11 protein-coding genes are annotated in these 12,494 nt (G+C 73.3%); 3 read left to right on the top strand and 8 right to left on the bottom strand.

The window, feature by feature from the left end; genetic code table 11:
• Nucleotides 1–9: 9 nt before the first annotated feature.
• Complete coding sequence (locus IPZ69_RS02065) at nucleotides 10–468, bottom strand: acyl carrier protein (RefSeq protein WP_235451878.1); 459 nt, start codon at nucleotides 466–468, stop codon at nucleotides 10–12.
• Nucleotides 469–1,293: 825 nt separating this feature from the next.
• Between IPZ69_RS02065 and IPZ69_RS02060 the strand changes: the two genes are divergently transcribed.
• On the top strand, nucleotides 1,294–2,691 hold the full coding sequence (locus IPZ69_RS02060) for an MFS transporter (RefSeq protein WP_235451877.1): 1,398 nt from the start codon (nucleotides 1,294–1,296) through the stop codon (nucleotides 2,689–2,691).
• 53 nt (nucleotides 2,692–2,744) lie between these two features.
• Here the strand turns inward: IPZ69_RS02060 and IPZ69_RS02055 are convergent, their stop codons facing one another.
• The 4 genes from IPZ69_RS02055 to lnt all read right to left on the bottom strand — a co-directional run bounded on the left by IPZ69_RS02055 (nucleotide 2,745) and on the right by lnt (nucleotide 7,838).
• Entirely contained in the window at nucleotides 2,745–4,712 is a 1,968-nt protein-coding gene (locus IPZ69_RS02055) for a helix-turn-helix domain-containing protein (RefSeq protein ID WP_235451876.1), read from the bottom strand.
• 76 nt (nucleotides 4,713–4,788) lie between these two features.
• A complete protein-coding gene (locus IPZ69_RS02050) occupies nucleotides 4,789–5,589 on the bottom strand; it encodes a 3-hydroxybutyrate dehydrogenase (RefSeq protein ID WP_235451875.1) in 801 nt (266 codons plus the stop codon).
• A 54-nt stretch (nucleotides 5,590–5,643) separates the two neighbouring features.
• Nucleotides 5,644–6,123, bottom strand: a complete 480-nt coding sequence (locus IPZ69_RS02045; protein ID WP_235451874.1) for an NUDIX hydrolase — start codon at nucleotides 6,121–6,123, stop codon at nucleotides 5,644–5,646.
• A 101-nt stretch (nucleotides 6,124–6,224) separates the two neighbouring features.
• Nucleotides 6,225–7,838: an apolipoprotein N-acyltransferase gene (gene lnt, locus IPZ69_RS02040; RefSeq protein ID WP_235451873.1), complete on the bottom strand. Its 1,614-nt coding sequence runs from the start codon at nucleotides 7,836–7,838 to the stop codon at nucleotides 6,225–6,227.
• 232 nt (nucleotides 7,839–8,070) lie between these two features.
• Between lnt and IPZ69_RS02035 the strand changes: the two genes are divergently transcribed.
• Nucleotides 8,071–9,105, top strand: a complete 1,035-nt coding sequence (locus tag IPZ69_RS02035) for an O-antigen ligase family protein (RefSeq protein ID WP_235451872.1) — start codon at nucleotides 8,071–8,073, stop codon at nucleotides 9,103–9,105.
• Between the two features lie 48 nt (nucleotides 9,106–9,153).
• Here IPZ69_RS02035 and IPZ69_RS02030 read toward each other — a convergent pair whose 3' ends face one another.
• On the bottom strand, nucleotides 9,154–9,717 hold the full coding sequence (locus tag IPZ69_RS02030; RefSeq protein ID WP_235451871.1) for a hypothetical protein: 564 nt from the start codon (nucleotides 9,715–9,717) through the stop codon (nucleotides 9,154–9,156).
• Nucleotides 9,718–9,842: 125 nt separating this feature from the next.
• Nucleotides 9,843–10,628, bottom strand: coding sequence for a glutamate racemase (locus tag IPZ69_RS02025; protein WP_235451870.1), 786 nt, complete (start codon nucleotides 10,626–10,628; stop codon nucleotides 9,843–9,845).
• A 57-nt stretch (nucleotides 10,629–10,685) separates the two neighbouring features.
• On the opposite strand from IPZ69_RS02025, the gene IPZ69_RS02020 reads away from it, so the two are divergent.
• Nucleotides 10,686–11,861 carry a glycosyltransferase gene (locus IPZ69_RS02020; protein WP_235451869.1) on the top strand — a complete coding sequence of 392 codons (1,176 nt, stop codon included), beginning with the start codon at nucleotides 10,686–10,688 and terminating at the stop codon, nucleotides 11,859–11,861.
• 43 nt (nucleotides 11,862–11,904) lie between these two features.
• On the opposite strand, the gene IPZ69_RS02015 is transcribed toward IPZ69_RS02020, so the two are convergent.
• Nucleotides 11,905–12,494, bottom strand: a 590-nt coding sequence (locus tag IPZ69_RS02015; RefSeq protein ID WP_445330166.1) for a TerD family protein, incomplete at its 5' end; no start/stop codon positions are given.

Raw genomic sequence — 12,494 nt, 5'->3', positions numbered from 1 at the left:
AGGCCGAGCTCAGTCCGCGGGCGTTGTCTCGGATCCGGGTCCGAGTCCGGCCGCCAGGCGCTCCATCTCCGCGTCGTCCAGGCCGTCGAGGGTCGCCAGCAGCTGCGCGGCCGCCTCCGGAGAGGCGTCGTCGAGGTCTGCCCCGGCGGGTCCGCCGGCAACCGGTCCGGCAGCGAACGCGGCGACAGACCCACCTTCCGCCCGCACCCGCGCCGTCAGGCCATCCAGGGTGAGGTTCAGCAGCTCGCCAACCGGGACGTCCACACCGAGGTCGGTCCGCAGCCGGCTCCACAGCTCGATGGCCTTGAGCGAGTCGAACCCGAGCGAGACCAACGGGACGTCCCAGCTGAACGGGCTGGTCAGTCGCGCCCGGATCAGCCCGTCGAGATAGCCGCGGACGGCCGGGAGGCCGTCGCCGATGCCGATCGTCACCTGCTGGCCGCCTCTCTGCCGCGACTCATCGGCCATCTCCCTGATCCTCGAACTGGGTTCGCCATGACTCTCCTGTGCAAACAATCCGACACTCGACATCCGAACGGCGGCCGACACCACTTCGCCGCGGCACGCGATAACCCTCGCAGGCCCTCCCCATGCTGTGCCTGTCTCGCCGGCGAGACAACACCGCGCAGACCATTCCCGGTCCGCTCCGCATGCAGTGGTCCGCAAGCACGGCCGTTCCAACATCATGAGGTGAATCCGAGGATGTGGAACGGGTGTTCTGCCTGTCGTGCTGCCCGGCGGGGGCTTCGGCGGTGTCGTCGCGTCCGTGCAGGTGAAGCGCCCTGATGGCGAAGGTCCACAGCGCGGCCATGACACGCCGGCCGGAACTGGTGCGGTCGCGGCCAGGCGCACCCGCCAGGGCACCACCAAGTGGCGTCGTGGAACGGGGCCACGTCAAGAGTGTCCAGCGCGAAGCGCCGCAGCGCGTCGAGTTCTTCATTGCAGCCGAGTTCGACGAGGAGCCGGACGCAGTGCGCGGCCCGCCACCTTGCGTCGTGCTCGGGGTCGCCGAGGACCGCCCACAGATAGCCCTGCGAGGCATTCCGCGGCCTTTGCCGGTTTGGCGGGAAGATCGGCGAACACGGTCCCGAAGTCGTCCAGGACGACCTGCGCCTGTACGCCGGTGAGCCGTGGAGCGAGCCGCCTGAGCCGCCCTTGCGTGAGCCGGCATGGTGGCCGCACGCATAGCCAACCCTCGAACTATGTTGCCCCACCACATGTGCGCCTGACCTGCGTCTTCCTACGGTGTGCCGACACGTACCCGTCCCCACCGCACACGAGGAAGTGGCGCACATGGCCTCCGGAACCACCGCTCCCCCACCACCCGTGAACCTCAAGCGCATCGTCGCCGCCAGCCTCATCGGCACCACCATCGAGTGGTACGACTTCTTCCTGTACGGCTCCGCAGCCGCGCTCGTGTTCAACAAGCTGTTCTTTCCGGACTCCGACCCGCTCGTCGGAACCCTGCTGTCGTTCCTGACGTACGCGGTCGGCTTCGCCGCCCGCCCGCTCGGCGCGCTGGTGTTCGGGCACTACGGTGACCGGCTCGGGCGGAAGAAGCTGCTGGTCCTGAGTCTGCTGCTGATGGGCGGGGCGACGTTCGCGATCGGCCTGCTGCCGACGCACGCGAGCGTCGGCAGCGCCGCACCGGTGCTGCTGACGGCCCTGCGTCTGGTGCAGGGCTTCGCGCTCGGCGGCGAGTGGGGCGGGGCCGTCCTGCTGGTGTCGGAGCACGGGGACGCCCGGCGGCGCGGGTTCTGGGCGTCGTGGCCGCAGACGGGCGCGCCGGCCGGTCAACTGCTGGCGACCGGTGTGCTGTCGCTGCTCACCGCCGTGCTGTCGGACGAGGCCTTCGGCAGCTGGGGCTGGCGGATCCCGTTCCTGCTGTCCGGTGTCCTGGTCGTCGTCGGTTTGTGGATTCGGCTCTCTGTCGATGAATCACCGGTCTTCCAGGAGGCGCGGGAGCGGGCCGAGGCCCGCCGGGCGGCGCACGACGGGGATGCCGAGAAGCTGCCGCTCGTCTCCGTGCTGCGGCACCACTGGCGGGACGTGCTCGTGGCGATGGGCGCGCGCATGGCGGAGAACATCAGCTACTACGTCATCACCGCCTTCATCCTCGTCTACGCCACCACCTCCGCCGGCGTCTCCAAGCAGACGGCGCTGAACGCCGTACTCATCGGCTCCGCCGTGCACTTCGCGGTGATTCCGGCCTGGGGCGCGCTGTCGGACCGGGTGGGACGCCGGCCCGTGTACCTGCTGGGCGCGGCCGGGATCGGTCTGTGGATGTTCCCGTTCTTCTCGCTCGTCGACACCGGCTCCTTCGGGAACCTGGTGCTGGCCGTGACCGTGGGACTGGTGCTGCACGGCGCGATGTACGCGCCCCAGGCCGCCTTCTTCTCGGAGATGTTCGCGACCCGGATGCGCTACTCCGGCGCCTCCATCGGCGCCCAGTTCGCCTCCGTCGCGGCCGGCGCGCCCGCGCCGCTCATCGCCACCGCGCTGCTGTCGGACTACGGCAGTTCGACGCCGATCGCGCTGTACGTCATCGCGGCGTCGGTGCTGACGCTGGTCGCCGTGGGCGTCGCCCGGGAGACCCGGCACCGCGACCTCGCCGACGTCGCGGGCGACGGGCAGGCCCTGGCCGGACCGGAGACCGCCGCGTCCCGGGCGGCGGACGCGCGCACCGTGTGACGGACCGTGCCGCACCGGCCCCGTACGACCACTCGTACGGGGCCGGTGCCGTGTCAGTGCCGGTTCGGTGCCGCCAACCGCTGCAGACGCAGGGCGAGTTGGATCTCCAGGGCGCGTGCCGGGTCCTGCCAGTCCTCGCCGATGAGGCGGGCGACACGCTCCAGCCGCTGGGCGACCGTGTTCACATGGACGTGGAGTTCGTCCTTGGTCCGGGCCGGGCTCATGCCGCAGGCGTAGTACGCGTCGAGGGTGCGCAGCAGCTCCGTACCGCGCCGCTCGTCGTACGCGACCAGCGGGCCGATCGTGCGCTCGACGAAGCCGGCGATGTCCCGTTCGCCCGCGAGGAGCAGCCCGAGGAAGCCGAAGTCCTCGGCCGCGGCGCCGTCGCCCAGGCGGCCGACCAGGCGCAGCGCGTCCAGGCAGCGGCGGCCCTCCCCATAGGCGGCGGCCACGGTGTCGGGGTGTGCGAAGAGGTCGGTGACGGGGGCGGAGGAGCCCACGGTGACCGGCTCGTGGACGGCGCCGCCCAGGTGGCGGGCGGTGCGGCGGGCCACGTCGGTGGCGGTGTCGCCGTCGCCCAGGGGCAGCAGCAGGACGGTGCCGCCGTCGCGGGCGGCCGCGAGGCCGTGCCGGGTCGCGGCGAGGTGCGAGGCGGCGGCCCACAGACGGCGGCGGGCGTCGGCCTCCTCCTCGGCGTCGGTCGCCCGGACGTCGAGGCGGGCGGCCAGGACGACATGGGTGGCGTCGAGGTCGGCACGCAGCCGCAGGGCGCGGTCGCGCAGCAGGCGCGGGTCGCGGTCGCGGGCGTCGAGGAGGTCGTCGAGGAGTTCGCCGCGTACGCGCTGCTCGGCCTCGGCGGCGGAGCGGCGGGCGAGCAGGAGCAGCGAGGTGACCATCGCGGCGCGCTCCAGGGTGCGCTGGTCGACGGGGTCGAGGCCGGGCTGGCCGCGCAGCACCAGCGCGCCGAGCAGTTCGCCGCCGGCGGCGACGGCGGCGATCCAGTCGTCGCCGTGGCGCACGGCGTGGCCCTCGGCGCCGGAATCCTCGAGCGGCTGCGCGGGTGCGGTGCCCGTCTCGACGAACTCGACCGTGCCGTCGAGGACTTCGGAGACCGCCGCGGCGACGTCGTGCACTCCGCCGCCGCGCAGGACGAGTTCGGCGAGGCGGTCGTGGACCTCCGAGGCGCGCTCGATGACCCCGCTGCGGTCCCGGATGATCTCGTTGGCGTGCTCCAGGCCGGCCAGGGCCGAGCGGGTCTCGGTGAGCAGGTTGGCGGTGTCGATGGCGGCCGCGGCGAGGGCGGCGAAGGAGCCCAGCAGCGCGATCTGCTCCCGTTCGAAGACCCGGGCCCGCCGGTCCGCCGCGAACAGCACGCCGATGACGTGCGGGCCCAGCATCAGGGGCACCCCGAGAATGGCGACCAGTCCCTCGTCCCGTACACCGGCGTCGATGCTGAGGGTGTGCTGGAAGCGGTCGTCCTTGAAGTAGTCGTCGGTGACGTACGGCCGGGCCGTCTGGGCGACGAGGCCGCCGAGTCCCTCGCCCATGCCGAGGCGCAGCTGCTGGAAGCGGGCCGCGACCGAGCCCTCGGTCACCCGCATGTAGGTGTCGCCGCGGACGGGGTCGTTGAGGCTGAGATAGGCGATGTCCGTGCCGAGCAGCGAGCGGGCGCGCTGCACGATCGCTTGCAGGACGGCGTCCAGGTCACGGAGGCCCGCAAGGTCGTGCGCCGTCTCGAACAGGGCGGACAGCTCGGCCTCGCGCCGCCGCCGTCCCTCCAGGTCCGCGCGGACCCGCAGCGCGAGGAGCTTGGCGTGTTCCAGCGCGGCGATCCGGTCGGCCGGGCGGCCCTCGGCGCGGGCGAGCAGTACCGGCTGCTCGTACGCCTCCGCGGAGGCGCCGCGGGCGAGAAGGTCGAGGAAGGGGGTCTCGGCGCCGCCGTCGGGGGTGACGGCGGTGCCGGTCGGCGTCCCGGCACCGGAGGCGGGACGCCCGGCGGACTGCACGTGATCGCGGGACATGCTCACAGGATTCCGCATCGTCCGTCCGTCCCGTCAGGCCTGTGGACAACTTCCGGCCCCGCAGGCACGGGGTCGCTCAGTGTGCCGTCCAGCCGCCGTCCAGCACCAGTGAGGTGCCGGTGACGAAGGAGGCGTGCGGGCCGCACAGGTAGGCGACGGCCTCCGCGACCTCCTCCGGCTCGATGAGCCGTTTGACCGCGCTGTCCTGAAGGAGCACCTCCGCCAGTACGCGCTTCTCGGGGATGCCGTGCGCCCGTGCCTGGTCGGCGAGCTGCTTCTCGACCAGGGGGGTGCGCACATAGGCCGGGTTCACACAGTTCGAGGTGACTCCGTGGGGTGCCCCTTCCAGGGCGGCCGTCTTGGACAGCCCCTCCAGACCGTGTTTGGCGGCCACATAGGCCGACTTGTAGGCCGAGGCACGCAGACCGTGTACCGAGGACACGTTGACGATGCGGCCCCAGCCCTGTCCGTACATGTGCGGCAGCGCGCCGCGCACGAGACGGAACGGCGCCTCCAGCATCACGGTGAGGACGGTGTGGAAGACGTCGGGCGGGAATTCCTCGATGGGGCGCACCAGTTGCAGCCCCGCGTTGTTGACCAGGATGTCCGTGCCGGCGGCGGCGAGTTCTGCCGCGTCCAGGTCGGTGAGGTCCAGCACGTGCGGTTCGACGCCGCCCGGCAGCCCCCGGGCCTCGTCGGCCAGCTCCTCCAGGCCCGCCGCGTCCCGGTCGACCGCTCTCACCTTGGCACCGGCGGCCGCCAGCCGCAGCGCGCAGGCGCGGCCGATGCCGCCGGCGGCGCCGGTGACGAGGGCGGTGCGGCCGCCGAGGTCGAGCGTGGGGGCATGCGGGCCGGGCGGGTTGCTGGGCGAGGTCATGGACCGACCCTAGGCAGCTCCCCCACCCGGCCACATGTGGTCACACCCCATACTTCATTCGAAACTCGTAGGGTCGAACCATGTGGGTTCGTCGGACAGCGCCTGCTTGATCCGGACGAGCTGGTGGTCGTCCATCTTGGGCAGGGCGTCCACCTCGAACCAGCCGACCGCCAGGGACTCGTCGTCGTTGACGCGCGCCTCGCCGCCGACGGCCCGGCAGCGGAAGGTGATGTCCATGAACTGGCAGATGTCGCCGTTGCCGTAGGTGACCCGCTGGCTGGACCTCACCATGACGACCCGCTCGGCGACGCACCGTACGGCCGTCTCCTCGTAGACCTCCCGCACGGCGGCGGCCGCGGGCTGCTCGCCGGGGTCCGGAATGCCGGAGAGCACCGCCCACTGGTGGTTGTCGGAGCGCTGGCCGAGCAGTACCCGGCCCTCGTCGTCGAAGACGACGGCGCTGACGCCGGGGAGCCACAGCAGCTGGTGACCGGCCGAGGCCCTGATGGTGCGGATGAAGTCAGGAGTAGCCATGGAACCGACCCTAACGGGCCGGTTCCGGTCGCTCCTGTCGCTTCACCGGGGCGTCCGCGGATGCCCCGGGCGCGTACGACGGGCGTACGACGGAGGGACGGCTACGCGTCACCGGAGCGCCGCGCGCGCAGTCCGGCCCCGATCGCCCAGCCGATGCCGCCCGCGGCGACCAGCACCAGGGCGATCTCGGGGAGGATGCCGAGCCGGGTGGCGGGCGTCTCGGAGGAGCGCAGCGGCACCTTCTGGACCAGGTAGTCGGGCACGAACATGCCGGTCTTCTGGGTGATCTTCCCGTCCGGCATGATGAACGCGCTGACGCCGCTGGTCACCGGCACGGTCACGGTGCGGCTGTGCTCGACGGCGCGGACCCGGGACATGGCGAGCTGCTGGTAGGTCATCTCGCTGCGGTCGAAGGTCGCGTTGTTGCTGGGCACGGAGATCATCTGGGCGCCGTGGGTGACGGTGTCCCGTACCGCCCAGTCGAAGGCCGCCTCGTAGCAGGTGGCGAGGCCGACCTTGGCGCCGTCGATGTCGAACACGCCGGGCTTGGTGCCGCGGCTGAAGTCCTGGCGGACCATGCCGGTCCAGTTCTTGTTGATCGCCCCGATGACCGACCGCAGGGGGAGGTATTCGCCGAACGGCTGGACCTGCCGCTTGTCGTAGGTCTGCGTGGCTCCCTCGGCCGGGTCCCACAGGATCTGCTCGTTGAGCAGCTTGCCGTCCCGCTCGACGACGCCGCCGACCGAGATGGGCGCGCCGATCGCCTTGGCCGCGTCGTCGATGACGATCGCCGCGTCGGGGTTGGCGAAGGGGTCGATGTCGGAGGAGTTCTCCGGCCACAGGACGTAGTCGGGCTTGGGGGCCTTGCCCGCCTTGACGTCGGCGGCCAGCTTCATGGTCTCGCGCGCGTGGTAGTCGAGCACGGCGCGGCGCTGGGCGTTGAACTCCAGCCCGGAGCGCGGCACGTTGCCCTGGATGACCGCGACCGTCGCGGTGCCGTTCTCCGCCGCGTCGCTGACCAGCGACCGCGCGGCCACCGCGCCCGCGACGGGCACGGCCACGCTCAGCAGCGCCGCGGCCGCGGCCGCCTTGCGGACGGCGCGGGTGCGGCGCCCCTCGACGACCAGGCGCCCGACCTCGTACAGACCGAAGCCGCACAGCACGACCGCGAAGCCGAGCACCGGGGTGCCGCCCACCGCGGCGAGCGGCAGGAAGACACCGTCGGCCTGACCGAACGCGATCTTGCCCCAGGGGAAGCCGCGGAACGGCACGCGCGCGCGGACCGCCTCGCCCGCTATCCACACGGCGGCCCCCCACAGCGGCCAGGCGGGCAGCCGGGACACCGCGGCGACGCCCACGCCGACCAGCGCGACGAAGACCGCCTCGATGGCGACCAGCGCGAGCCACGGCCCGGGGCCGACCTCCACGCCGGTCCACACCAGCAGCGGCAGCAGGAAGCCGAGGCCGAAGACATAGCCGAGGCCGAACGCCGCCTTCCAGCTCCGGCCGCGCAGCACCCAGGCGAAGCCGGCGAAGGCCGGCAGGGCCAGCCACCACAGGGTGCGCGGCGGGAAGCTGACGTACAGGAGCACGCCGCAGAGCGCGGCGGCTGCGGCCGGGACCAGACGCCGGAGCAGGCGGATGCCGCGCGCGCTGGGCGCGGGCACCGGCTGGAGCTGGTCCGACTGGTCCACGGAAGTTGCGGTGACGGTCACGCCGCGAGTGTACGGCCGGTGACCTTGCCGCCGACAGCACGGTCCGGGCGGCGGGACCCGCCGCCGCACCGCCCACGCGCCACATCGTTCCTGCGCAACTCGTGCACAAAACGGTCATCAGCCGTTACGGTGTGCCGGAACCCGTGTCGTGCGGTCGGTCACGTTCCGCGCGCGGGGTCTGCCAAAGGTCGGGGGACCAGGTACGAGGGGCGACGGGGTGGGGTCGACGGGGATGACGTCCGCGACCGGTGCGGATGCGGACAGCGACAGACGAAACGTTTCTGACGCGACGGGCGTGGCGGTGCTCGGAGGCTGCGCCGCGTGGTCCCTGATCACCGCGGCGGCGCACGAGGGACGGCCGGAAGGCGTCCTGCTCGCGATACTCGCGGTGGCCGCCGGCTATGCCTCGGGCCGGATCTCCGGGGCGCTGCTGCCGGTCGCCGCGCCCTGCGCCGGGGCGCTCGCCGGGCTCGGGCTCGCGGTGGCGATGCCCCGCCTCGCCCCGGGGCCCCAGTTCGACGCCCCGCTCGGGCACGCCGGTGCCACGGCGGCCCTGCTGACCCTCGCCGCCGGCGCCGCGTGCTGCGCCGCCTGGGCCACGCCCCTACCCGGCCTGCGGCTGGCCCTGCGGCTGCTCGCCGTCGCGATCGCGGTGACCGGGGCGGCGACCGGCTCGACCGCCGGCTGCGTCCTGGCCGCGGCCGTCGTCCTGAGCTCACTCGCGGCCGGCCGGATGGGCCGCGGCCCGGGCCTGCTGGGTCTGGCCCTGGCGGCGGTCCTGGTCACCGGCGCGACCTGGGCGGTGGCCGGGAGCTTCCTGCCGGACGGGCTCGCCGCGTCCCTGGAGGGCCAGCTCACCCCGCGCCGCGTCCAGCTGTGGCACGACGCCCTGCACCTGGCCCGCCACGAATCCACCCTGGGCATCGGGCCCGGCCGCTTCGGCGAGCTGAGCACCACCGCCAACCAGGCGCTCCTGCCCGACGGCAAACCGCACTCCGCGCCTCTGCAGCAGGCGGCCGAACAGGGACTGGTCGGCGTGCTGCTCCTGGCGACGGCGTTCTGCTGGGTGCTGTACGCCCTGTGGCGCACCCCCCGCTCCACACCGGTGGCGCTCACCGCCGGGGCCGCCCTGACCGCACTGGCCGCGATCGCCGCCGTGGGCGACGCGCTGAGCTTCACCACGGTGTCGGTGGGGGCGGGCCTGCTGGCCGGTATGGCCACGGCCCGGCCGCTCGCCACGCTGCCTCAGGGCGGTGATCCCCGGTGACGAACGGGTTCTTCGCGCGCCGGTGAGGGCGGTCGCGACCGCCCTCCGTCAGTGCGCGGGTCCCGAGGCGATCGTGCGCAGCCGGTCCCTGATGGCCCGTACGGCCGACTCCGCGTCGTCCACGGTGATCGTGAACGTGTGGCCGTCCCACAGGCGCAGGACTACACCCTCGCCCCGGCGCACGACGACCGCGGTGCCCTTCTCGGGACGCCAACGGTAGCCCCAGCCGCCCCAGTGGCGCGGGGTGACGTGCGGCTCGAAGTCGGCGCCGGCGACCTGGTTCAGCGGGATGCGGCGGCGGGGCACGCCCATGTGGCCGCAGCGCACCTCGACGCACTGCTTGTCGAGCTTCAGGTCGACGTGCACGAACGCGAGGGTGCCGAAGAGGACCAGCAGTCCGGCGGCGATGCAGCCGATGACGGACATGGCCAGCGGGGCGACGCCGGACGTCCAGGCCGAATCCACGGCCAGCTCGATGCCGAGCGCCATGCAGGCGGCCCCGACGAGCGCGAGCAGCCACTGCATCCTGTTGGTGGCGCGCCCCGTCCACACCTCGGGGCGAGAGGTGTTCTCGGCGTCCTCGGCGACCTCATCGTGGGACCGGTCCCTCATGTTTATGAGATTACCCAGGTTTCGCTGCGCGGGTACCGCGTCGCGCAGGGTGACCGCTCCGGAATGACCGGAACGGGCCCGCCGACCGGAACGGAGCCGCCGACGGGGTACCCGGCGGCCGGTGGTCAGCCGGCCGGGGTGACGGCCGGCAGCAGCCTTCCCTCGGCGTAGTTCAGCGCGGGCACGGGCAGCTCGCCCTCGCGGCCGCTCAGCAGCACCGTCAAGGTGCCCTCGGCCGGAGCCTCGGGGGCGGGCAGCTCGCCGATCCGGCGCAGCGCCTGGGCGGCCACCGCCCCGGCGGAGCCGTGCAGCACCAGCGCGGGCGCGTTCGGCCGCCGCACCGCGGCGCGGATACGTTCCGCCACCAGCTCGTAGTGCGTGCAGCCCAGGACGACGGTGGTCACGTCGTCGGGGGTCAGTTCGGCGGCCGCGGCGACGGCGCGGTCGATGGCCGCCTCGTCCGCGCGCTCCACGGCCTCGGCCAGTCCCCAGCAGGGCACCTCGGTGGCCGGGACACCGTCGGCGAACGCCTCGATGAGTCCGCGCTGGTAGGGGCTGCCGGTGGTGGCGGGCGTCGCCCAGATCGCGAAGGGGCCGCCGCCGGCCGCCGCCGGCTTGATCGCCGGGACCGTGCCGATCACCGGGATACCGGGCTCCAGGAGGGTCCGCAGGGCGGGCAGCGCGTGCACGGTCGCGGTGTTGCAGCCGACGATGAGCGCGTCCGGCCCGTGCGCGGCCGCGGCCTCGGCGACGGCCAGGGCGCGCTCCGTGAGGTCCTGAGGCGTGCGCGGTCCCCAGGGCATGCCGTCGGGGTCCAGGGAGAGCACGAGATCCGCGTCCGGCCGCAGGCGCCGTACCGCGGCGGTGGCCGCCAGGAGGCCGATTCCGGAGTCCATGAGCGCGATCTTCACCCGGCCACGATAGACGATGGCCCCCGGCGGCCAGGCCCGGTGGGGCAGACTGCGCGGGTGAGCGCCATCGCGTGGACCGCCGCCGTATCCCTCGCCGCCTGGCTGTGGCTGCTGCTCTGCCAGGGCTTCTTCTGGCGCACGGACGTACGGCTGCCGCCCCGGCGGGATCCCGCCGAGTGGCCGTCGGTGTGCGTCGTCGTACCGGCCCGCGACGAGGCGCCCGTGCTGCCCGCGAGTCTGCCCTCGCTGCTGGCGCAGGAGTACCCCGGGCGGGCGGAGGTCTTCCTGGTCGACGACGGCAGTACGGACGGCACCGGTGAGCTGGCCCGCGAGCTGGCGCGGCGGCAGGGCGGGCTGCCGCTGACCGTGGACTCCCCCGGCGAGCCGCCCGCGGGCTGGACCGGCAAGCTGTGGGCGGTGCGGCACGGCATCGCCCTGGCACGCGCGCGTGACCCCGAATATCTGTTGCTGACGGACGCGGACATCGCCCACGCGCCGGACAGCCTGCGGCAGCTGGTGGCCGCGGCGCGCACCGGGGACTTCGACGTGGTCTCGCAGATGGCCCGGCTGCGGGTGGAGAGCTTGTGGGAGCGGCTCGTGGTGCCCGCCTTCGTCTATTTCTTCGCCCAGCTGTATCCGTTCCGCCGGATCGGCCGGAAGGGGTCGCGGACGGCGGCCGCGGCGGGCGGCTGTGTCCTGGTGCGCGCGGACACAGCGGTGCGCGCGCGGATCCCGGACGCCATCCGGCATGCCGTGATCGACGACGTGGCCCTCGCCCGCGCCGTGAAGGGCGGCGGGGGCCACATCTGGCTCGGGCTGGCCGAGCGGGTGGACAGCGTGCGCCCCTATCCCCGGTTGCACGACCTGTGGCGGATGGTCTCGCGCAGCGCGTACGCGCAACTGCGGCACAACCCGCTGCTGCTCCTCGGTACGGTCGCCGGTCTCGCCCTGGTGTACCTGGTCCCGCCCGCCGCCGTCCTGGCGGGCGCGGCGACGGGCAGTACGGCGGCCGCGGTGGCCGGCGCGGCGGCGTGGCTCGTGATGACGGCGACGTACGTGCCGATGCTCCGCTACTACCGGCAGCCGCCGTGGCTCGCTCCGCTGCTGCCCTTCACCGCGTTCCTGTACCTCCTCATGACGGTCGATTCCGCGGTGCAGCACTACAGGGGGCGCGGCGCCGCCTGGAAGGGGCGCACGTACGCCCGCCCCGACGCCGTGCCCGACGAGGGCTGACCGCGGCTTCTCCTTATGTACGTACGGCATGGACGTGCGGCGGCTACTTGCGGCCGGGGGTCCAGTTCATCCCCCACGCGTAGGCGCGGTCGACGGTCCGCTGGGGGCTGACCCCGCGCTCCGGGACCAGGTAGCGCGCCTCCCGCTGGACGACGAGGTCGCCGCCCGTGTTGGTGAGCAGGGCGAGCGCGCACACCGTGGAGGGCACCGAGCACTCGTCGAGCGAGAAGTCGATGGGCGCGCCGTGCTGGGGCTGGAGGGTGACCGTGGCGTGCAGGTCGGCGAAGGACCGGGCGCCTTCGTAGATGGTCACGAAGACGAGGATGCGCCGGAAGTCCCGCGTGTGGTCGAGGTTGACGGTGAGGTTCTCGCCGCTCGCCACGGCACCGGTGCGGTCGTCGCCGTCGAGGTGGATGTACGGCGGCCGGTTCAGCGATCCGAAGGCGTTGCCGAGGGCTTGTACCACTCCCTTGCGGCCGTCGGTGAGTTCGTACAGGGCGCACAGGTCGAGGTCGAGGTCCGCGCCGCGCTTGCTGCCCCAGCCCGAGGCCTGCCGGAGCATCTGCCAGTTGAGGTTGACCCGCAGGGCGCCCGAGGTGCCGCCCTGCTTGGCCAGCGACACCGAGGGGGCCG

It is taken from the genome of Streptomyces olivochromogenes, assembly GCF_021538895.1.
GTDB lineage: Bacteria > Actinomycetota > Actinomycetes > Streptomycetales > Streptomycetaceae > Streptomyces > Streptomyces olivochromogenes_A.
This window is presented reverse-complemented; position numbering and strand designations above follow the sequence as displayed.